The 21,757-nt window shown below is 69.8% G+C and carries 19 protein-coding genes and 1 riboswitch; of the genes, 3 read left to right on the top strand and 16 right to left on the bottom strand.

From position 1 onward, the window contains the following. Positions 1-103 precede the first annotated feature (103 nt). Genes E0H92_RS35690 through E0H92_RS35685 form a run of 3 tightly spaced genes read right to left on the bottom strand, consistent with a single transcriptional unit; the run spans position 104 to position 2,550 of the window. Positions 104-1,591 (bottom strand): CYTH and CHAD domain-containing protein, encoded by a 1,488-nt coding sequence (locus E0H92_RS35690; RefSeq protein ID WP_131499342.1) that lies wholly within the window; start codon positions 1,589-1,591, stop codon positions 104-106. Between the two features lie 21 nt (positions 1,592-1,612). Beyond that, entirely contained in the window at positions 1,613-1,753 is a 141-nt protein-coding gene (locus E0H92_RS44435) for a hypothetical protein (protein ID WP_165547302.1), read from the bottom strand. Beyond that, on the bottom strand, positions 1,750-2,550 hold the full coding sequence (locus E0H92_RS35685) for a methyltransferase (protein WP_131499341.1): 801 nt from the start codon (positions 2,548-2,550) through the stop codon (positions 1,750-1,752). The genes E0H92_RS44435 and E0H92_RS35685 overlap by 4 nt, the downstream gene beginning before the upstream one ends. Before the next feature lie 28 nt (positions 2,551-2,578). Between E0H92_RS35685 and pdxR the strand changes: the two genes are divergently transcribed. Continuing rightward, positions 2,579-4,069, top strand: coding sequence for a MocR-like pyridoxine biosynthesis transcription factor PdxR (pdxR, locus tag E0H92_RS35680; RefSeq protein WP_131499340.1), 1,491 nt, complete (start codon positions 2,579-2,581; stop codon positions 4,067-4,069). On the opposite strand, the gene E0H92_RS35675 is transcribed toward pdxR, so the two are convergent. Next, positions 4,062-6,143 (bottom strand): MMPL family transporter, encoded by a 2,082-nt coding sequence (locus E0H92_RS35675; RefSeq protein ID WP_131499339.1) that lies wholly within the window; start codon positions 6,141-6,143, stop codon positions 4,062-4,064. The two genes, pdxR and E0H92_RS35675, sit on opposite strands and share 8 nt — an antisense overlap. Before the next feature lie 104 nt (positions 6,144-6,247). Between E0H92_RS35675 and E0H92_RS35670 the strand changes: the two genes are divergently transcribed. Further along, positions 6,248-6,904: a TetR/AcrR family transcriptional regulator gene (locus tag E0H92_RS35670; protein WP_202873994.1), complete on the top strand. Its 657-nt coding sequence runs from the start codon at positions 6,248-6,250 to the stop codon at positions 6,902-6,904. 18 nt (positions 6,905-6,922) lie between these two features. Here E0H92_RS35670 and E0H92_RS35665 read toward each other — a convergent pair whose 3' ends face one another. The 6 genes from E0H92_RS35665 to E0H92_RS35640 all read right to left on the bottom strand — a co-directional run bounded on the left by E0H92_RS35665 (position 6,923) and on the right by E0H92_RS35640 (position 12,782). Then, a complete protein-coding gene (locus E0H92_RS35665; protein ID WP_131499338.1) occupies positions 6,923-7,888 on the bottom strand; it encodes a FecCD family ABC transporter permease in 966 nt (321 codons plus the stop codon). Continuing rightward, positions 7,885-8,859: a FecCD family ABC transporter permease gene (locus E0H92_RS35660; protein WP_238173740.1), complete on the bottom strand. Its 975-nt coding sequence runs from the start codon at positions 8,857-8,859 to the stop codon at positions 7,885-7,887. The genes E0H92_RS35665 and E0H92_RS35660 overlap by 4 nt, the downstream gene beginning before the upstream one ends. Beyond that, positions 8,856-9,878 (bottom strand): ABC transporter substrate-binding protein, encoded by a 1,023-nt coding sequence (locus E0H92_RS35655; RefSeq protein WP_131466587.1) that lies wholly within the window; start codon positions 9,876-9,878, stop codon positions 8,856-8,858. Before E0H92_RS35655 ends, E0H92_RS35660 begins: the two co-directional genes overlap by 4 nt. Before the next feature lie 27 nt (positions 9,879-9,905). After that, a riboswitch (cobalamin riboswitch) is annotated at positions 9,906-10,089 on the bottom strand. 30 nt (positions 10,090-10,119) lie between these two features. Continuing rightward, the gene (locus tag E0H92_RS35650) at positions 10,120-11,097 is read right to left on the bottom strand and encodes a hypothetical protein (RefSeq protein ID WP_131499337.1); all 978 of its coding nucleotides are present in this window, start codon (positions 11,095-11,097) and stop codon (positions 10,120-10,122) included. Between the two features lie 13 nt (positions 11,098-11,110). Then, positions 11,111-12,397, bottom strand: coding sequence for an MFS transporter (locus E0H92_RS35645; protein WP_131293061.1), 1,287 nt, complete (start codon positions 12,395-12,397; stop codon positions 11,111-11,113). A gap of 46 nt (positions 12,398-12,443) precedes the next feature. After that, positions 12,444-12,782, bottom strand: a complete 339-nt coding sequence (locus E0H92_RS35640) for a sterol carrier family protein (protein ID WP_131466804.1) — start codon at positions 12,780-12,782, stop codon at positions 12,444-12,446. Positions 12,783-12,871: 89 nt separating this feature from the next. Between E0H92_RS35640 and E0H92_RS35635 the strand changes: the two genes are divergently transcribed. Beyond that, positions 12,872-13,501 (top strand): hypothetical protein, encoded by a 630-nt coding sequence (locus E0H92_RS35635; protein WP_131466591.1) that lies wholly within the window; start codon positions 12,872-12,874, stop codon positions 13,499-13,501. 161 nt (positions 13,502-13,662) lie between these two features. On the opposite strand, the gene E0H92_RS35630 is transcribed toward E0H92_RS35635, so the two are convergent. The 6 genes from E0H92_RS35630 to tmk form a co-directional block, all read right to left on the bottom strand. Beyond that, positions 13,663-15,174, bottom strand: coding sequence for an alpha/beta hydrolase (locus E0H92_RS35630; protein WP_238153231.1), 1,512 nt, complete (start codon positions 15,172-15,174; stop codon positions 13,663-13,665). A 23-nt stretch (positions 15,175-15,197) separates the two neighbouring features. Further along, entirely contained in the window at positions 15,198-16,199 is a 1,002-nt protein-coding gene (locus E0H92_RS35625) for a PSP1 domain-containing protein (protein WP_131499474.1), read from the bottom strand. Positions 16,200-16,762: 563 nt separating this feature from the next. Beyond that, on the bottom strand, positions 16,763-17,710 hold the full coding sequence (locus tag E0H92_RS35620) for a DUF4190 domain-containing protein (RefSeq protein WP_131499336.1): 948 nt from the start codon (positions 17,708-17,710) through the stop codon (positions 16,763-16,765). Between the two features lie 28 nt (positions 17,711-17,738). After that, positions 17,739-18,404, bottom strand: a complete 666-nt coding sequence (locus E0H92_RS35615) for a DUF4190 domain-containing protein (RefSeq protein ID WP_131499335.1) — start codon at positions 18,402-18,404, stop codon at positions 17,739-17,741. Positions 18,405-18,527: 123 nt separating this feature from the next. Further along, complete coding sequence (locus E0H92_RS35610; RefSeq protein WP_131466599.1) at positions 18,528-19,736, bottom strand: DNA polymerase III subunit delta'; 1,209 nt, start codon at positions 19,734-19,736, stop codon at positions 18,528-18,530. Continuing rightward, on the bottom strand, positions 19,733-21,718 hold the full coding sequence (gene tmk / locus E0H92_RS35605) for a dTMP kinase (protein ID WP_131499334.1): 1,986 nt from the start codon (positions 21,716-21,718) through the stop codon (positions 19,733-19,735). Before tmk ends, E0H92_RS35610 begins: the two co-directional genes overlap by 4 nt. Positions 21,719-21,757: the final 39 nt, after the last annotated feature.

Below are 21,757 nucleotides of genomic sequence, written 5' to 3'. Positions count from 1 at the left end.
CTGCTGAATCGACGCGGACCTGCCTGGCAGCCCCACCCCCGCCCCACGAGACGGACCCGGATTCCTCCCCCGGGTCCGTCTCGCACGTTCCAGGCCGGAAAGGTCAGTGGAACTTGAGGGTGGGCCAGAGTTTGTAGAACGCGTCGCGGGAGGTGTTGCCGCGGGATTCTTCGGCGGCGTGGAGGCGGCCGTAGGTGAAGGGGTTGCCGCCTTCGGCGTAGACCTCCAGGGCGAGGTGGTGGAGAAGTTCGCGGGAGACGACCGAGTCCTGGTGTTCGCCGAGGATCTCCTGGACCTCTTCGGCGCGGGCGGCCAGGTCGGCGGCGTCGGACAGAACGGGTACGGCGGACTCCGCGGCGTACCGCAGTCGCTTCGAGGACTTTCGTACTTCGTGCAGCTGGTGATCCTGTTCCGCCACGGTCTCGGCCTGCTGCGAACGGCGTACTGCCTTGCGCATCCGCCGGTAGTCGTGGTCGAGGAGTTCGCCGATCTGCTTGCTCGCCTTCCGGTCGTCGCCGGTGACGGGCGGCTTCGCGATCAGGTCGTCGAGCGCGTCGAGCAGCCTGAAGTACCGCGGGCTCTCCAGCGCGGCAAGCGCCCCGGCACGCCCGTCCTTGTACACCCGCCGCAGATGGTCGTCGATCCGCCCCGCGACGCGTCCCATCACGAGTTCGACCGGCTGTTCCGCGACCTCGGCCGCGAAGTGCTCGCGCTGCACCTCCGCGTCCCGGGCAACCCCGAGCTCGCCGGCCAGCCACTTCAGCTCGGCCCGCAACTCGTCCCCGGCCGTACGGTCGATCACCGGACGGTACGTCGCCAGCGCCGACCGCAGCCGCCGCGTCGCGACCCGGAACTTGTGGATCGAGTCGGGGACGTCCCGCCGTACCTCGGGGTCCCGTTCGCGGATCGCCTGCACCTGCGCGCCGGCGTACGCACGGAACAGGTCCGACGTCCGCGGCTTCTTCGGCAAGGTCCATTCGTCGTACGCCGGAACGCGATCGCCGAGCGCCCGCGCCAGCTTGCTCGGACCGCTCGCCGGACGGGCGCCCGCGGCCGTCAGCAACTCACCCGCGTCCTCGAGCAGCAGGCGGTCGCCGTCGACGAGCTCCACCTCCCACTCCCGCCAGCTCTCCGGCTCGCCGCCCTCGACCGTCGCGGTCACGTGGTCGTCGGCGAGCTCCGCGAGGACACCGCCGTCCGCGTCGAGCAACCGATGGACGATGCGCCGGGTCTGCAGTGTCACGACCGGCGTCAACGGCCGGTCGCGGACATGCACGCGGACCGTACGGACGACCGCGATCGGCACGCTGCGCACCGACCGGCCGAGCGGATGCCGAACCTCGAGCCGTCCGCCGGAGGACCCCGGGAACTTCACGTGCCACCCGTCGTCCTCACCGCCGGTCCGCCGTCGAAGCGTCACCTTGTTCGCGGCCAGGTCGAGCTCGGAGGTGTCGTAGTACACGGCCTCCAGCTCGAGCTCGACCGGTTGCGCGACGCTCGCGACCCCGGGCAACTCGTGCAGCGCCGGCAGGATCACGCTGGTGCCGACGTCGTACTTCGTCTCGATCTCGAGCTGCTCAGTCGGGGCCATACCCAAGTGTTTACCAGGCGTTCATGAACAAGACCTGAGATCGGCGACGAGCCGTTCCAGGTCCCGGTCGGTGACGCCGCCCACCGTCGGGCGGATTTCCCTGCGCTGGTTGCGATTCAGGGCCCAGCAGATGACGGCGATCAGGACGAGAAAAGCGATCATGTCCGTCCCACTCCTTTGAAGAAGGTGTAGTGAAAGGTGCCGCCGGGCGCGGCGGACTTCTCGAGGTCGCGGATGCCCGCGGCCCATTCGGCCTCGGTCCGCAGGCCGGCGGCGATGGCGCGGTCGCGCACGGACTCGACCATCGCGATGAAGGTCTTGCGGGTGAACCCGTCGACGAGATGCGGGAGGTTCTGGTCGGCGTACACGGTGCGCGGCCCGACCTGTACGTCGTCGTACCCGGCCTGGTCGAGCAACGGCTGGAGCCGACGGCCGATCAGCGAATCACCGCCCGCGGCGGCCTGCAGGTCGACGAGGCAGTCGATGACGGCCTGGGCCTGCGCGCTCCGCGGGTGGAAGAACGCGGACTCGTGGTCGCCCTCGATCACGGTGATCGTGCCGCCGGGCTTGAGCAGGCCCCGGAGCCGGTTGAGCGCGACTACGGGGTCGGCGAGGTGTTCGAGGACGAAGCAGACGAAGACGTGGTCGAACTTCTCGCCGGACAGGTCGTGGAGGTCGGCGTGCCGCCAGTCGACCGTCGCGTGCGGCGCGTGGTCGGCGACCCGTGCCTTGGCCTGGGCGAGCGATGCTTCGGAGATGTCGATCGAGACCAGGTCGATGCCGGGGCTGCGAGTGACCAGCTGGACGGTCTGCGCTCCCACACCGCAGCCGGCCTCCAGTACGCGACTGCCGGGTGCGTAGGTGGTGCCGCCGTGCAGCAGGTCGGCGAGCGTGCCGGCCTGGTCGGACAGCCGGCGGGTCTCCGCCGGGGTGTAGCCGTGGACGTAGTCGGTTCCCATACCTCCAAGGTCGCGCCACAATGGTCCTGTGAACAGGTCCAATCCGGCGATAAGTGGCAGGTCCAATGGCGGGGCGGACTTCCTTCAGCTGGACCCGTCCGAAGCGCCGCCCGGCGGTCTCGCGGACTGGCTCACCGACCGCCTCCGGACGGCGATCTCCACCGGCCACCTCCCGGTCGGCACCCGCCTCCCCTCGACCCGCACCCTCGCGACCGACCTCGGTCTCTCCCGGGGCGTCGTCACCGAGTCGTACCAGCGCCTCACCGAGGACGGACACGTCTCCACCCACGGCCGCCGCGGAACCATCGTCATGGGCAGCGCGACAGTACGTACTCGTCTACGTACACACCCTCGCCCGCCTAGCGTGCCTCCAGACGAAAAGGTTCTAGGCACTACCTCCTGTCGAGCTGCCGATCTCGATGACGAGATCTTCGACAATTTGCGGGCGGTCCCGGCGCGGATCGACCTGACACCAGGGGTCCCGGACCTGGCGGCGTTCCCGCGGGGAGCCTGGCTGCGCGCGGAGCGGGCCGTGCTGGCGGACCTGAAGTCGGCGGAGTTCGGGTACGGCGATCCCGCGGGTACGCCGACGTTGCGGCGCGCGGTCGCGGCGTGGCTGGCGCAGTACCGGGGGATCGCCGCGGATCCGGACGACCTGATCATCGTGGCCGGTGTGGCCCAGGCGATCGGGCTGGTGGCCCAGATGCTCGACCGGCACGGCATTCACGAGATCGCGGTTGAGGACCCCGGCTCGCTCGGTTCCCGTCAGCACCTGCAGAACTGGGGTATGCGGACGCCGCCGATTCCCGTCGACGATCGCGGCCTGCAGGTCGACGTACTGCGGACTTCCGGCGCGGGCGCGGTGATGGTGACGCCGGCTCACCACTTCCCGACCGGGGTCGTACTGGACGGCGAACGGCGGCGCGAGCTGATCCAGTGGGCGAAGGACGGCGGACTGGTCATCGAGGACGACTACGACGCCGAGCACCGGTACGACCGGCCGCCGGTCCCGGCGCTGCGCGCGATGCTGCCCGACCACGTGATCTACACCGGCAGCGTGTCCAAGCTGCTCGCCCCGGCGCTACGGATCGGCTGGATGCTCGCTCCCCCGCAGTACAAGGAAGAACTGATCGCTCGCAAGCGCCTGGCGGATCTCGGCAACGCCGGTCTCCCGCAGCTCACCCTCGCCGCCCTGATGGAGTCCGGCGAGCTGGAGCGCCAACTCCGATTCCTCCGCCGCCGGCATCGCATCCGCCGCGACGCGATGGTCAACGCCATCCGCAACCATTTGCCCACCGCAACCATCCACGGCGCGGCCGCCGGCCTCCACCTCACCATCACACTGCCCAACGGAGACGACACTGCCTTGGCCGCAGCTGCCTTGGAGGCAGGCGTGAAAGCGCACCCGCTCTCATGGCACTGCCAACTCCCGCACGCCCCCGGCCTGGTCCTCGGCTACGCGGCCCGCACCCCCACCGAGATCGCCGAAGCCATCGCCACGATCGCGAAGGTCAGCTGATCGGGCTCCACCAGTTCGCGCGTCCGGCGAGCTTCATGAACGCAGGCAACAGCACGCCGCGGACCGCCGTCGCGTCCACAAGCACCGCGACGGCCATCCCGATCCCGATCATCTTCAGGTACACGACCCCGCCGCCGGCATAGACCGCGAACGACAGCGCGAGTACGGCGGCCGCGCTCGTGACCAACGGCGCCGATCGCTGCAGCCCCGTCGCCACCGCCTGCTCGGTGTCCCCGGTCCGCAGGTACTCCTCCCGGATCCGCGAGACGATGAACACCTCGTAGTCCATCGACAGTCCGTACACGATGCAGAACATGAGGGTCGGCATGCTCGCCTCGAGTACGCCGGTCGCCGTGAAACCGAGCGGCCCGGACAGATTGCCGTGCTGGAACACCCACACCATGACGCCGAACATCACCGCGAGACTGAGCAGGTTCAGCACGGTTGCTTTCAACGGCAGCAGCACACTGCCGGTCGCGACATACAGCACGAGCACGCTGAGCAGCAGGATCAACCCGAGCACCAGCGGGATCCGTTCGATGAGTGCCGCACGCCAGTCCAGCATCTCGGCCGGCGATCCACCGATCACCGCGGGGTACGGCGCCTCAGCCGCGCGGACCTGGTCAACGAGGCTCCCGACGTCTCCCTCGAGCACCTCGCCGGTCGGAATGACCGTCAGGTACGCCCCGCCGTTGCGGACGTAGGTGTCGACCTGCGCCACCCCGTCCAGCTGCCCGAGAGTCTTCACGTACGGCGCCAATCGCGTCGGATCGGTGATCTCGGGCATCACGACGTACAAGGCATCGGACTCCTCCTGGCCGAAGTTCTCGCGCACCTGGTCCGCCATGATCCGGCTGCTCGCGTCCGCGGGGAGGATCCGCGCGTCCGGCAGGCCGAGGCGCAGGCCCAAGGCGGGCGACGAGAGCAGCAGGATCAGCGCGAGGACGGCGCCGCCGATGAGTGCCGGGCGGCGCATCACGGCGGTCGCGAGGGCTGCCCAGCGGCCCGAGCCGGAGCCTGTCGCCGAGGGCCGGACCGCCCGGCGGCCGAGGAGCGCGAGCGCGGCCGGGAGGATGACGAGCGCGCCGATCAGCGCGGACAGGACGACGAGTACACCGGCGTACCCGAAGGACCGGAGGAACGACAGGGGGAACAGCAGCAGCGTAAGCAGTGAGACCGCGACCGTCAGGCCGCTGAAGAAGACAGTCCGCCCGGCCGTACGGACCGCGGCCACCACGGCGTCGTCGACCTCGGCCCCGGCCGCCAGCTCCTCGCGGAACCTCGCGATCACGAACAGGCAGTAGTCGACGCCGAGCGCCAGTCCCATCACCAGCGCGAGGTTGGCTGCGAAGGTCGAGACCTCGGTGAACGTCGCGATCGCCCGCAGCCCGGCCAGCGCGCCGCCGACCGCGAAGATCCCGACGCCGAGCGTCACGAGGGCCGGCGAGACCCTGCGATAGATGAGGATCAGCAAGCCGAGCACCAGCGGGATCACGACCAGCTCGGCACGCAGGAAGTCCGCACGGGCCTGGGCTCCGATCTCGCGGAACACCTCGTCCTGACCGCCCGGCTGTACGGTGATTCCGTCGCGCGACCCGGCGTACTGCGCGGCGAGCTCACCGACCCGCTGACGCGCCTCGTTCACGTCGCCCGGCACGTGGACGAGGATCAGCGCCTGCCGGGAATCCTTGCTGCGCAACGCCGGACTGTCCGCGCGCGACCAGTACGACGCTGCTCCGGCGACCCCGGACTGCCGCGCTATGTCGTTGGTCAACCCAACACCAGCGGCCCGTACGGCGGGTTCGTCGACCGTTCCCGTCTGCGCCGTCACGAGGAACGCGAGGTTCGGCGGACCGGTCCGGAACTGGTCGGCGAGCACTCGGCGGGCGCGATCCGACTCCGCGGCCGGATCGGCGATCCGGGACAGCGAGAGGGCGTTGAGCGCGCCGGCCGCGACCGCGAGCACGAGCACCGTCAGGACGAGCGAGAGCAGCACGACAGCACGCCGGCGCCGAACCACCAACAGACCGAGACGCTCGAGCAAGCCGGGTTCCGGCGGGGTGTTTCGGGGCATGGCGGACCTCCGGGCGAGCGGGGGTAGGATGACCAAACACGAGCAGTTGCTCGCATACAGAAAATACGAGCATTTACTCGTGTTTGTCAACGGAAGGTCCGCTCATGCCCGAGGAGCCGCGTCGCCAGGCACGTGGGCAGCGGCGGATGGTGCAGCTGCTCGACGCCGCCGCGGTGGTGTTCGCCGAGGCCGGGTACGCGAAGGCGACCACCAACGCGATCGCCCGCCAGGCCGGTGTCTCACCGGGCACGCTGTACCAGTTCTTCGCGAACAAGGAGGCCCTTGCCGAAGCGCTCGCGGAGCGCTACCGCAGCGAGCTCGCCGCCGCGCACCAGAAGGCCTTCGACCCGGGTACGGCGCAACTGCCGCTGCCCGAACTGGTCGACCGAATGATCCGCCCGATGGTCGAGGTCAACCTGGAGAACCCGGGATTCAAGGCCCTGTTCGGCAGCGGCGACCTACCGGACAAGCTGACCGCGCCGACCCGCGCGCTTCAGAAGGCCGTCACCGGTCGCGTCGCCGAGGTCCTGGCCGCGCGCTACCCCGGGCTACCGACGGATCGCCTCGAAACCACGGCGGCTGTCGCCACCCAGATCTTCGCCGCCCTGCTCGGCACGATCGTCACCACCCCCGCCGCCCACCGCGAACGATGGATCACCGAACTCAACCAAGCCCTGGTCGGCTACCTCACCCCCCTTGGAGCCGACCTAGCCCCAACTTTGAGCACCCACCAACCACTTTCCGTGGCCGATTCTGGTTGATCCGTGCTCAAAGTTGGGCTAGATCCGGTTCGTGCGGGTGAGGAGGAAGAGCAGGTACGGCGCTCCGAGGAACGCGGTGACCACCCCGACCGGTAGCGACGCCGGAGCGACCACCGTCCTGGCGATCAGGTCCGACGCGACCACGAGCAAGGCCCCGATCGCAGCCGGCACCAGCAATCCGGGCCGTCGTGGGACGAGCCGGCGCGCCAGCTGCGGCGCCACCAATGCCACAAACCCGACCGGCCCTGCGGCAGCAGTCGCTAGCGCTGCTAGCCCGACGCCGATCGCGATCAGCGCCGCACGAGCGAGTTCGACCCGTCCGCCCAACGCCCGGGCCAGGTCGTCGCCGAGTTCCAGCAAGCGCAACTGCCGCGTCGAAGCCAGCGCGGCCGGCAGCCCGACCGCGACCGTGATCCCGACCAGGACGACGTGCGTCCAGGACCGCCCAGCGAGGCTCCCGGCCAGCCACATGGAGGCGGCCTTCGCCGTGTAGATGTCCGCCAGCGTGAGCAAGTACGCCGTCAGCGATCCGATGATCGCCGTCACGCCGATCCCCACCAGCACCAGCCGTTGACCGGAAACCCCGTTGCGATAAGCCAACAGGTACACGGCGATTGCCGCCAGCAACGATCCGGTCAGCGCACCGAGCGGGATCCAGCCGCTGCCGAGTACGGTGATCATCAGTACGGCGGCCAGCGCGGCGCCGGCGTTGATCCCGATCAGGTCCGGGCTGACCAGCGGGTTCCGGGCGAGCCGCTGAAAGATCGCGCCGGACACCGCGAACGCCGTACCGACGCCGATGCCGACCAGCACGCGCGGCAGGCGGTTGTTGACGACGACGTCGTACGTGATCAGCGTGCCGTGCCCGGACAGGGTCCGCAGTACGTCGGCCAGCGGCAACGCGTAATCGCCCCGGGTGAGCGCGAACGCCCCGATCACGGCGGTGAGCAGCCAGCCGGCCGTCGAGACCACGACGCTTCTCACAGCTCGGCCATTCGCCGGCGGCGGACCAGCGCGATGAACAGGGGCGCGCCGATCACCGCGGTGACGATCCCGACCTGCAGCTCCGCGGGCCGTACGACGATCCGCCCGAGGATGTCGGCCAGCAGCAGCACGATCGGCGCGAGCACCATCGACCACGGCAGCAGGTAGCGATAGTCCGGACCGACGATCCGCCGTGCGACGTGCGGTACGGCGAGGCCGATGAACCCGATCGGGCCCGCGATCGCGGTCGCCGTACCGGCCAGGATCACGACCGCGAACCCGGCGAGCACGCGGACCAGGTGCATCCGCGTCCCCAACGCCTGCGCCAGCTCGTCGCCGAGTGCGAGCTGGTTGAGCGACCGGCCGAGCACGACCGCGAGAACGGTGCCGATAGCAACAAACGGGACGGCCTGCGCGACGATCGAGCCGGTGGCGAGCGACAACGACCCGACCACCCAGAACCGGTACTCGTTCAAGGTCGAGAGATCGAGCAACGTCGCGGCCGAGGTGATCGAGCCGAGCAGTGCGGAGACCGCCGCCCCGGCCAGCGCGAGCTTCACCGGGGCGGCGCCACCGATCAGGTACACCACGACCGTCGCCACCAGCGCCCCGCCCATCGCGAACCACACGTAGCCGGTCAGACTGTGCACCCCGAGCAGGCCGATCGCCCCGACCACGGCCACCGCGGCACCCGCGTTCACACCGAGGATTCCCGGATCGGCGAGCGGGTTGCGGGTGACGCCCTGCATCAGCCCGCCGGACAACCCGAGCGCGGCCCCGACAAGTAGACCCGCGACGGTTCGCGGCACGCGCAGGTACCTGACCACGCGGTCGGTGTCGCTACCGCTGAAGTCGACCAACGCCCGGTAGACCTCACTCACCCCGACCCACCGGTTGCCGACACACAAGGACAGCAACACGACCATCGCCAGGACACCGACGCAGACCGCGAGGCCCGCGGCTCGCCTCAATCGACCAGGTCCGGATGCAGGAGATGGCCCAGGTTCTCCGTGGTGTACGCGCCCCGGACGCCGGCGGAGTGATTGGCGAACAACCACGGGATCACACGTTTGCCCCGCACCGCCTTGAGGTTCGCGTACGCCGGATTGCCGAGGATCTTGTCGACGTCCGGCTGTGAGGCCGCGGGCGTCAGCGATGCGTCGCAGCAACCGCTGACCAGCACGTAGTCCGGGTCCCGCTTGATGAACTCCTCCACGCTGATCTTCACGTTCCGCTTCGCCGTCAGGTCGGCGAACGCGTTCACGCCGCCCGCCTGCCGGATCAGCACCGTCCCGAAGTCCGGACCGCCCGAGACCGTGAGCTGTCCGCCTTCCAGCCCGGGCCGGACGATCGCCACTGTCGGCCGCGGCGCGTCCTTCACCGCGGTCTCGACCGCCGCGATCCGGCGCTGCTGATCGGCGATCACCTGCGCGGCCCGGTCCTCGACGCCGAAGAGCCGGCCGAGGTCCCGCAGGTCGGCGTACACGTTGTCCATCGAGACAGTCGACGGGTCGATCGCCTCGTCGCCCTTCCCGTCGGCGGTCGGGCAGAGCGGGCTGAAGATCCAGGTCCGGACGCCGAGGTCGGCGAGGCTCTTCCGGCTGCCGAAGCTCGAGTCGCTGCCGGCGGCGCTGAACACGTCGTTGAACCCGGACAGGACGAAGTCCGGGTTCAGACTGAGCAGTTCCTCGCGGCTCGGCAGATTCTTGAAGTACTTCGCCTTCGCCTGCGCGCCGGCGTACTCCGGGAGCACTTCGGCGTCCAGGTACGCCGTACCGACCAGGCGGTCCGAGATACCCAGCGCGTGGGCCATTTCGATGGCCGGCTGGTACGCCGCGAACACGCGCTTCGGCGGACCGTCGACGGTGACGCCGATCCCGCAGTTCTGCACGGTGATCGAGCGCGCACTGGAATCGGCTTCGGCGGCCGGACCACAGCCGGCCAGGAGCGACAACGACAGGACAGCGGCAACTACACGTACGGCGGCCATGGGCGGACCGTGCCTCCAGCACCTCGTGGACGGGTCAACGCCGTGGCCGGTCTCCTGGCTGACGGGTACCGCGTCCACCGGCCTGACCTTCCCAGCCGCACGCGGCCAGTGGTCCTCTTACGAGTACGACAGGTGCACATCCCGATCACAGTGGCGAGGGCCGCGCCGGTACTTCACCGGCTTCCCGAACACCACGGCGCGGTCACCTTAACACCCGCGACCTGGTCGCAGGTAGGGCGGTTCAGCGGGTGTAGCGCGGGACGACCGAGAGGGCGAACTGGGTCATCAGGTCCGGGTTGAGCTTGCGTGCGGGGAGCGGGACCAGGTCGACGATCTTGTCGTCGCCGACGCGGATCGTCGTCCGGCCGGTGGCGGTGTCGACGTACCCCTCGTCGCCGAGCGGGATCGACTGCGAGGTCGCGGCCTTGCGGATCGGGGCCATCAGGGCCTTGGCGTCCTTCTCCCGGCGCGCGGAACTCGAGATCACGCTCGTCGAGGTCACCCAGCCGCAGACCAGGTCACCGGCGAGGGTCTGACCGTCGCGCCGGGCCTGCGCCGGTACGCCGAGCACCTTCTCGGCCGCCGCCGTACTGCGGTCACATTCGGAGCGCGTGATCAGCCGATCGGCGTCCGGCAGCCCGGGCGCCTGCCGTACAACCTCCTGGGCGAGTACGACGTACTTCGCGGGCGTCGCCTGCGGCCCGGAGAGCTTGTACATCTTCCCGCCCAGCAGGAACACGATGAACGTCTTTGTGCCGTACCCGCCCTGGCCGACCTTGGCTGGCAGCGCAGGATCGCGCGGATTCGCGGCGTACGCCTTCTTGGTCGCCGCCAGCGTCGCCTGCGTCGCCGGAAGTACCGAGACCCCGACCCTCAGCACCGGCCCGTTGGGGCTGGCACTGAGCGAGAACTGGCACACGTCGTACGTCGGGATGTCGAGCTCGGCCGGCGGCGCCTTGGGCTGGATGTTCGCGACCGGCACCCCGAGCGTCGTCTGCACCAAGGTGGGGTTCATCCGCACGCACAACGTGTCCGCGACCTTGGAGGTCTCGGACGGCGTCGCCGAGGGCGTCACCGAAGGCGTCGGTGTCTCGGTGGTCGGCGCGGTACTCACCGACACCAGCGGCGGGACACTCGGAGACGTCTCGTCCGACGGTCCACTGCAGCCTGCGAGAAGTACGACGGTCAGCGCGGAAGCGGTCACTCGGCGGATACGCATGATGGCACGAACCTTAGCCCGCCGCCCGGAGTTCCCTTTCACGGACCGCGTGTTCGTCGGTACGGGCGTCGTACCGCCAGAACTCGCGCAGCCAGACGGATGTCGCGACCACCCCGGCGACGCACAGCACGCCGCCGCTGACGATCGCGGTCCGGACCGTGGTGAGGTCGGCGACCAGCCCGGAGCGGGCCTGACCGCCGAGCGGGCCGAGCGAGTAGCCGAGCATCTCGATCCCGGCCAGCCGGCCGCGCATCTCGTCGGGGATCGTCTGGTTCCAGATCACCGAGCGGAACAGCACCGACACCATGTCGGCCGCGCCGGCCACCGCGAAGAACACGATCGCGAACCAGATGTTCGGCGCCAGGCCGGCGATCCCGACCGCGGCGCCCCAGCCGATCGTGGCCAGCACCACCGCCCGCCCCTGATGGTGGACATGTTTCGCCCAGCCGCTGGTCAGGCTGGCGCACATCGCCCCGATCGCCTCCGCGCTGTACAGCAGGCCGAGCAGCTTCGGTTCCTTCAGGATGTCCGTCGCGAACGCCGGGAACAGCACGATCGGCATCGCCAGGAACATCCCGACCATGTCGACCAGGTACGTCGCCAGCAGGTCCTTGCGCCGGAACGCGTAGACGATGCCGCCGCCGATGGCCCGCAGACTCGGCGCCGTGGAGTGCTCGCCGGCGCGGTACGAACCCAGCCGCGTGTAGAGCAACGTCGCGAAGACGATCCCGGCCAGCTCGACCGAGAACGCCCAGGTCACGCCGACCGAACCGACCAGCACACCGCCCAGCGCCGGGCCGGCGAGCTGCCCGATCTGCGAGGTCAGTGAGCTCAGTGCGACCGCGGCCGGGATCTCCGCGTGCTTCACCACCCGCGGGAGGAGCGCCTCCCGCGACGGCCGCTGCAGCGAGGTCGCGATCGCGTTCAGTGCGCCGCAGACGTAGATCAGCCAGACCTGCGGGTTCGGGAGCAGGGTGTTCGCGACCATCAGCGCGGAGATCACGACCTGCGCGAGGCCGGTGGCGACGAGCAGCGTACGGCGTTCGACGTGATCCGCGAGCGCACCGCCGTACAGACCGAACACGACCAGCGGGACGATCGTCACCAGGCCCATCGCGCCGACCGCGAAGTTCGAGCCGGTGAGTTGGTAGAGCTGGTACGGCAGAGCGACGTACCCGACCATGCCGCCGAGGAAGAAGATCGACCCCGCGACGAGCAGGATGCGGAAATCGCGGGAACCACGCCACGGAGTCAGATCGACGCGCAACCGGGCCAGCCGCGCGCTCAGACTTGCTGCCACCGAGCCATAGTGACAGGCCCGACCGGCCTGGACGAACCTGTTTCCGTCAGGTGAGAGGGAGCAGCGCCGACAGGTCGGTGCGTTCGCCGCTGGCGCGGAGTTTGCCCGTCATCCGGGCGTCGGGCCAGGTGGTGCGGCCGAGCGCCACGTCGATCCACAGCCCCGGCGGCATCTCGATGACCGCACCCGGCGTACCGCGGGTGTGTCGCGGGCCCTCGATGCACTGCACGGCGCCGTACGGCGGGATCCGCACCTCTACCGCGTGGCCGGGCGCCTTCGCGACCAGGCGTTGCAACAGTTCCTTGGTGAGCAGTTTCAGGTCGGCGCGTTCCGCCGTACCGTCGTCGTAGCGTTGCAAGGCCTGCCGGAACGCAGGGTCGGACATCTCCACGACGTGCCAGCGTACGCGGCAGTTTGCGGTGACGCCCCTCTCGTCGGCGATAATCAGGCGGGAGAGAGGGAAGCGAGGCCGGAATGCTCACGCCCAGGCACCAGGCGCTGCTGATGACGCTGGCGGGAATGACCGTCGGCGTAGCCGTTTTCGGCACAGTCGTCGCCGTGAACGGTGGCAATCCGTTCACCGCCCACGACACGCCGGTGGGGATCGTGAGTCCGACGCCGTCCAGTACCCCGAGCCGCGGTGACGGGCTGCAGGCCGACGGACTCCAGTACGTCGTCCAGAACTTCGGCACCGACGACGACCCGGTGTCGTCCGAGGTCCCGACCGGGTGGAAGAGCGCGCAGAGCGGCACCCGCCCGAAGTTCGTCGACTCGACCGGCGTCTGGCAGATCCGGTTCGACACCCGGGGCAGCAAGCAGAGCCCGGACGAGCTGGTCGCGAACCGTGAGCGCAGCATCGACGAGCCCGACCTGAAGGTGCTCAGCCGCGACAACGGCACGCTGATCTACACGTACGTCGACAAGACCCGCGGTGCCCGGATGGGTCTGTCGCGCTGGGTCTCCCTCGACGACGGCAAGACGTCAGCGGTCGAGATCACCGTCGGCGGCCGCCCGCAGGACGAGGCCGGCCTCCGCGCCGTCCTCCAGCAGGCCACCGACACCCTCAAACTCCCGGTCGACCCGGGGGACACGCGGCCGAACTAGGTCCTGTCTGGTGGTCCAGCGCCGTAGCGAGGAGGTGCTCGGTGCGGTAGCTCGGCGTGCGGGGGCGAAGGTCTCGATGCGGAGCATCGTGGCCTTTGCACCCGTGCGGCGAGATGCCGTGCCGAGTGCCCCGCAGTAGGCGATGGACCACCAGACAGGGCCTAACACTTGATGTCGGCGGCTGGGGTGTTGCCCTGGACGAGGTAGCTCTCGACGACGTTCTTCACACACGGGTTGCCCGACAGGTAGGCCGTGTGGCCGTCGCCGTCGCGGGTGACGAGGACGCCGTTCTCGAGCTGGTGCGCCAGCCCAACGGCCCACTCGTACGGCGTCGCCGGGTCGCGCGTCGTCCCGAGGACCATGATCGGCTTCGAGCCGGCCGCCTTGATGGGATGCGGCTTGTCCGTCGGCTTCACCGGCCAGTTGATGCAGGACGCCGACGACCACGCGATGAACTCGCCGAACCGCGGTGACGCGGCCTTGTACTCCGGCACCTCCGCCTGGAGCTGCGCGATCGAGGTGACATCCGGCCGGTCGGAACAGTTGACCGCGATCTGGGCCTCGTTCGCGTTGTCGGAGTACCCGGACGGCTTGCGGTCGGTGTACTCGTCGGCCAGCGCGAGCAGCCGCGCACCGTTCCCGGCCAGCCCGTCGACGACGGCGTCCTCGAGCCGCGGCCAGAACTCCTTCAGGTACAGCGGGTAGACCATGCCGAGAACGACCAGGGCCTGCGTGACCTGGCGCTGCCCGTCACCCGGCAGCGGGTGCGCGTCGCTGTCCTTGATCAGCTTGTCGACCTTGGCCAGTACCTCGTTCTTGCTGCCGCCGAGCTTGCAGGAACGCTGCGCACAGTCCTCCGCGAACGCGTCCAGCGCCTTGTCGAAGCCCTTCGCCTGCGCCATCCCCATCTGCTGCGACGTGATCGCCGGGTCGACGGCGCCGTCCAGCACCAGCCGGCCGACGTTCTTCGGGAACAGCTCGGCGTACGTCGCACCGAGGTACGTGCCGTACGACATCCCCAGGTAGTAGAGCTGGGAGTCGCCGACGATGCCTCGCAGTACGTCGATGTCGCGGGCCGCATCCTTGGTGTTCACGTGCGGGAGGAGCGCGCCTGCCCGCTGCGTGCAGGCGGCCGCGAAGGCCTTCGACTGCTTCTCGACGTCGGCGACCTCGGCGGGCGTGTCCGGGGTCCCGTCGGCGGCGATCATCGCGTCCAGCTGCGCGGTGTCCAGACACTTCACCGGGGTGGATTCACCGACGCCGCGCGGATCCCAGCCGATGATGTCGAACTTGCGCAACAGCGGTGACCCGAACAGCATCGGCACCTGCGCGGCGAAGTCCTGCCCGGAGGCGCCGGGGCCGCCCGGGTTGATGAACAGCGTGCCGATCCGGCCGCCGCGGTCCTTGGCGAGCACCTTCCGGGCGCGCAGCTCAATCGTTTGCCCGGTCGGCTTCTTGTAGTCCAGCGGGACCTCGATCGTCGCGCACTGCTGGTTGGAGCCGCAGCGTTCCCAGTCCGGCTTCTGCTCGTAGAACTTCTCCAGCCCCGCCGGGATCGGACCCACCGGCCCGCTGGGCGGGTTGCTGCCGACGCCAGGCGCCGTACCGCCGTCCGCGTCCTGCGCGCGACTCGCTACCCCACATCCGCTCGCGAGCACCGCCAGAGTTGCCACCAGTACGGTTGACCTGCGGAATCTCACTGCGCGGTTTCTCCCTCGTCGTCATGGTGCAGGCGGCGCCGGCGGCGTGGTTTCCGCGCCCGCCGCTCCTCACGGCTCTCCGTCGGCTCAACGTCCGCCTTGGCCTCTGGTACCGGTGCCTTGGCTTCGGGGGCCTTGGTTTCCGGTACGACGGGTGCTGCGTCCGGTGTCGTCGTACCGGAGGCCTCGTACTGCTGCCTCGGCGAGCAGACGTCCGCCCGGCTGCACGCGCAGCGCCGGCCCGAGGCCGCGAGCCGGACGACCACGGTGTCGCTCGGCACGTTGTGCCCGACCACCACTCCATCACCCGCGGGGGTCTCCACCGCGGTCCCGAGCGCCGGAGCCTTCGCGTTGAACTCCTGGTACAGCGGGTGCTCGTACTTCAGGCAGCACATCAGGCGACCGCACGCGCCGGAGATCTTCAACGGATTCAGCGGCAGGTCCTGGTCCTTCGCCATCCGCACGCTGACCGGCTCGAAGTCCTTCAAGAACGTCGCACAGCACAGATCCCGCCCACACGGGCCGATACCGCCCTGCAGCCGCGCCTCGTCGCGAGCACCGACCTGCCGCAACTCGATCCGCGCCCGCAGCGCCCGCGCCAGATCCCGGACGAGCTCCCGGAAATCCACCCGGTGCGGCGCCGAGAAGTACACGATCACCAGCTGGTCGATATCCGGCCGCCGGTCGACGAAATCGATCCCGACCACCTTCATCGGCAGATCGTGCTCCCGGATGGTCCGCTTGGCGATCACCCGCGCATCCGCCCGCCGCTGCCGATTCTGCTCATCCCGGTCCAGATCCGTGGCGCTGGCGATCCCCGCGCACAACGGCAGCCCGCCGACGTCCTCAGTCACGTACTGCGGCGCCCACACACACTCCGCAACCTCAGGCCCGTCGTCGGTAGGCACCAGCACCTTGTCCCCCACCCGAGGCCGAAACTCCCCCGGGTCAAGGTAGTAAAGCCGCCCGTACCGCTCGAACGACACCGCCATCACCATACCCACGCCGTCAGAGTACTTGGAGACATGCAGCCCACGCGCCCTACGCACCCGCTTACTTCGTCGCTCCGCTCCTCAGCGCACCTGCTCCGTGCACTCCCACCCACCCCCGCTTGGCGCGGTGCATCTGTTTCCGGCTACCGCCGGGACTTGCCGGCTGGCGCCGCCTTGTTGCGAGCTGGCGCTCGCGTGCGACTGCGAGGCCCGCGTCAGCTGATGTACTGGCTGGGATGCCAAGCATCCGAACACGACAGGGCCATGGATCCGCCCGAGCTGCGCAGACAACAACCCTGCCGGAGGCTTGGTCGGCGGAGGCCGGCGACCCGGTGATGTCTGCTGGCGAGAGCGCGATGTGAGCAGCGCAGCAGTCGGGCAAGCTCCGCGATTTCCGTCACCACGGTTACCCAGGACCGGACAGCGCCTGAGCAGTTGCACGCGGGCGCCAGCTCGCAATACTCCGGCGGTAGCCGGTGCTCCCCGGCGTCAGCCGGAAGTGATGCTCCGGGCGCTAAGCCCGGGGGTGGGTGGGAGCACGCGTGGGGCTGGTCTGCGGTGGGGCTTATTTACCGGTGGCTGTTCTTTACGCTTTCGGTGAGTTTGTTGTCGTCGGGGCCGAAGGCGGCGCACAGGACGCGGTGGTCGCCGTCGTCCCAGGCCTCCTTGCTCGGTGTCCACCAGTCGAGGTACAGCTCGGACTGGTCGCGCGACTTCCCCACATACGTGCCGAACGCAGGAGCGCAGGCTCGGTCGGCTGCCTTGTTGATGGCGCTGTCGCCGGGGTACGTCGTACCGGGGATCGCGGGGATCGCTACGACCTCGGCGTCGTGGGCGTCCGTGCAGGGCTGCCGGATCACCTCGTCCTCTTCGGTGGCCTCGTCGAAGCATTCGCCGACGGTCAGGTCTTCGACGTACGTGGTCGGGGCGGTGTTCGACGACCCAGGGCGCGGTGCGCTGTAGTCGTCGTCGGTGGAGGAGCCGAGGGCGATCACGAGCACGATCAGCAACGTGTAGCCGAGCGTCACCAGGGAGCCCATCACCAGACCGGCGATCGCCATCCCTTTGCCTTCTTGCTTGCTGCGGTTGATCTGCACCAGTGCGGCGATGCCGAGTCCGATCGCCACCGGCGCGGACACCCCGATGACGAAGCCGCCGAGCCCGGTCACCAGCGCCGCGGTGGCCAGTCCGTTCGTCCCGCCAGAGCCGCTGTACCCGTAACCGCCGTACCCATAGCCGTACCCGTACGGTCCCGGCGCCTGCCCGTACGCCGACGGATACTGCCCCGGCCCGTACCCCGGTCCGTACGGCGCCTGCCCACCCGGCACCTGTCCGCCAGGCACCTGCCCGTACGTCGACTGCCCAGGCGGCGCCCAAGACGTCCCGCCCTGCGCACGAGGCGCCTCCGGCTGTCCCGGGCGGCCGTACGTCGGGAACGCACGCGTCGGGTCGTGCGGACGGTCTTGTGGCCTGTCCTGTGGTCGTTCCGGCTCCGGGCCGTACGGTGGCTGACTCACGCTACCCCCACTGAATCCCCCGCGGGCATTACCGCTGTGATCCGCGCATCGTACCTGTCAGGTGGGTCCCGGGCATGCCGACCAGGCACAGGACGTTGCCGTCAGCAACCGCGCGATCGCCGAGTACGACGTAGTACATGTCCAGCTCGGACCGCTCGTACGGCGTCCCCACGAACTCCACGAACGCGCCCGCGCACTGCTGGGTCGCGACCGTCCCGGTCTGCGCGGTCGACAACCCGACGAGCGCGGCCTGCACCTTCGCGTACGCCTCCCCGGTGTGCGCCACGGCGCAGTCCGCGATCCGTACCAGCCGCAGCGTCGAGGCCTCCAGGTCCGCGTCGAAGCAGCGGCCGACCTCCACCTGCGAGATCGACACGGTCTTGCCGATGCCCCGGCGGTGCTCACCGACCAGGTTGAGGGTGACGGCGACACCGATCGCGATCACCCAGCACAGCGACACCGCCAACGCGCCGTACGCGAGCCGTTTCCCGTGCCCGCCGGTGCGCTTGATCCGCCGTAGCGCCACCCCGGCCAGCACGACCGCGATCGGTACCAGCCCGGGCAGACTGGTCGCGAACGCGGCGACGGCGTACCCGTCCTGCCGGCCCTTCGGCGTCGGGATGCCCTCCAGCCAGGACTCAGCCGACGGCAACGGCTGCCGCGCAGGCTGGATCGGGGAGGGTGGCTGGGTCATTTCGGTCCGTTCGCGGCAAGGTCAGGCCGGGCGGACAACTCCGCCCAGTCACCCAGTCATCGGACCGGCTGGTCTCGGTGTTACACGTTCCGCCCACTTATCGGACGTGGCGTGATGCACGACTCAGCGCTGTGGGCGCCTCGGGATCGTGAAGCCGTCGCTGCGGCCCTCGAACAGGCCGACCGTCATCGCCTCGAGCGCGACCAGCGGCGCCACGTTCGCCTCGATCGCCTCGCGGCACATCGCGATCGCGTCGATCCGGCGGACGGTCTGCTCGGGCGTCGTCCGGCTGCCGAGCTGCTCGATGTTGCGGTGGAGTTCGGCGTTGATCAGTTCGCTGCCGGACCCGGTCTGCACCACCAGGACATCGCGGTACAGCGCCATCAGGTCGACCAGCGAACGGTCCAGGACGTCGCGTTCCCACCGTTTGGCGCGGGCCTTCTGCTGGTCCTCGAGCTCCTTCAGAGCCGCGTTCGCCTCGCGCGGCCGGGCGCCCTTCGTGCCGACGCCGAGCGCCTGTTCGAGTGCGGCCCGCTCCTTCTCGTCGACCTTCTCCGCGCTGGCCTTGGCCTCTTCCTTGGCCGCCTCGACCAGCCGTTGCGCCGCCTTCAGACAGGCCCCGAGGTCACGCAGCGCGAACGGCACCTCGAGGACCTTGTTCCGCCGCTCCCGCACCGCCTCGTCGCGGGCCAGTGCGCGCGCCCGGCCGATGTGCCCCTGCGCGGCCCGCGCCGCGAACCAGGCCAGGTCCTGGCCGATGTCGAGGGTCCGGCTCAGCATGTCCGCGACCGCGGCGACCGGCGGCGTCCGCAGCACCAGCAGGCGGCAGCGCGAACGGATCGTCGGTACGACGTCCTCGACCGTCGGCGCGCACAACACCCAGACGGTCCGCGGCGCCGGCTCCTCGATGCTCTTCAGCAACGCGTCCGCGGCCTGCTCGGTGAGTCGATCCGCGTCCTCGACGACCATCACCTGCCAGCGCCCCTGGGTTGGGCTCATCGCGGCCCGGCGGACCAGTTCGCGGACCTCGCTGACCCGGATCGACAGCAGTTCGGTGCGGATCAGCGACACATCCGGGTGCGCACCGCTGAGCGCCGTACGGCACTCGTTGCACTCGCCGCAGCCGTTGTTCGCGCACTGCAGCGCGGCTGCGAACGCTCGGCCCGCGTTCGACCGGCCGGATCCGGGTGGTCCGGTGATCAGCCAGGCGTGTGTCATTCCGGCCACTGCGGGACCTCGCTCACCCCGCAGTACGGCGGCGGCGCCGTCGACGGCCTTCCGCAGTACGGCGACCGCGGGCTCCTGCCCGACCAGGTCGTCCCAAATACTCATAGACCCACCTTGGGAAGCATCGGTTGGAGGCGGGCGCGGATCTGTGTCGCGATGTCCTCGCGGTCCTGGGTCGCGTCGAGCACCAGGTAGTGCTGGGGTTCGGCCGCGGCGAGCTCGAGGAACGCGTTCCGCACCCGCTCGTGGAAGGCGTCGGACTGCGCCTCGATCCGGTCCCGTTCGGCGAACCGGCCGAGACCGCTCGTCGGCGGCAGGTCCAGCAGGATCGTGAGGTTCGGGCGAAGGTCGTCGGTGGCCCAGCGATTCACCCGCTCGACGTCCGACAGGTCCAGGTCCCGCCCGGAACCCTGGTACGCCAGCGCGGAGTCGACGTACCGATCGGTGATCACGACCGCGCCGGCCTTCAGCGCCGGCTTGATCACCGAGTCGACGTGCTCGGCCTTGTCCGCGGCGTACAGCAGCGCCTCCGCGCGGTGCGAGATGTCACCGGTCGCCGGGTCGAGGACGATCTGCCGCAGGGTCTTGCCGAGCTCGGTCGCACCGGGCTCGCGGGTCAGCAGCACCTGCTGGCCCTGCTCCTCCAGCCACGCCACCAGGAGCGCGGACTGCGTCGACTTGCCCGCGCCCTCACCGCCCTCGAGCGCGATGAACAGGCCGGTCGTCGGATAGTCGCCGCGCGTCTTGCCGAAACTGCGCCGTACGTCGCGCCAGAACGGCACCCCCGGACGGTCATCCATCTGCCGCCAGGCGAGCAGGCCGATCACCCCGGCCAGGACCGCCGCCGCGACCATCGTCATCGAGGCGCCGTTGTACGTCGCCGAACGGCCGCCGATCGTCCATGTGTGCCGGCCGATCGCACCGGCCGCGAACGGCGCGATCGCCAGCGTGATCGCGAGCACCGTACGAACCGCGGACTGCACGAACGCGAACGTCCGCCCGCGAACGGCGTCCGGCACCTCGAGACCGAGCAGCGTGTACCCGGAGACCCACGAGCCTCCGGCGCAGAACCCGAGCAGGACCGCGATCATCGTGGCGATCTCGATCTGCTGGATCAGCGCCAGCCCGGCCAGGCAGATCCCCGACCCGACCAGCCCGGCCGCGAACAGCCGGCGCCGGGACAGCCCGGAGAAGATCCGCGGCGCGAACCCCATCCCGAGCGCGAGACCGCCGAACACGGCACCGAACAGCACGCCGTACCCGGGATCGCCGGCGCCCAGCCCTTCGACGTACGTGCGACCGAGGCCGATCACGACCGCACCGGCCGCGAACGCGCCGGAGATCCCGATCACCAGACCGCGAACCACCGGAGTGCCGGTGACGTACGACCAGCCCTCGACCACGGTCCGCCACAACGTCGGATGGTCCTCGTGCTCGTGAATCGCGCGGCCGATCTCGGCGACCGACACGATCGCGAACGCCGAGACGACGAAGGTCGCGGCGTTCACGTACACGGCCAGGTCGATGGCGAAGTCTCCGGCCCAGCGCGACACCAGCGTGATCGCGGTGAAGATGACCGCGGCCGGCAACGCCGTCCCGTACGTGGTGATCAGGCTGAGCTGGTTGGCCGCCTCGAGCCGGTGCCGGGGCACCAGGTTGGGCACGCTGGCATCCTTGGCCGGACCCCAGATCAGGCTGACGATCTCGATCAGCACCGTTGCCACCAGCACCCAGGTCAGCGTGCCGACGATCGGGATGCTGACGAAGAACGCGGCCCGTATCAGGTCGCCGACGATCATCGTCCAGCGCCGGTCCAGCCGGTCCGCGATCCAGCCCGCCACCGGGCCCATCACGAGCGCGGGCAGCACCCGCAGGAACAGCACGCCGCCGATCGCGAAGTTGGCCGCCTGATAGTCGTCGCCGGCGAACGACTTCGCCATCGCGGTCAGCGCCAGCAGGCCGATCCAGTCCCCGAGGCTGGACAGCCCGAACGCGATCCACAGCCGCCGGAACGCCCGGATCCGCAACACCGCCCGCACATCGTGCGCCGGTGCAGGATCGGTCAACGGGTCATAAACCTCCGGCACACCGCCAGCCTAGTGGGCGGGTCTGACAGGCCGTCGCAG

The sequence above is a fragment of the Kribbella speibonae genome (genome assembly GCF_004331375.1).
In the GTDB taxonomy this organism is placed as follows: domain Bacteria; phylum Actinomycetota; class Actinomycetes; order Propionibacteriales; family Kribbellaceae; genus Kribbella; species Kribbella sindirgiensis.
Note: the sequence above shows the minus strand (reverse complement) of the source record. Positions and strands in the feature narration are given on the sequence as shown.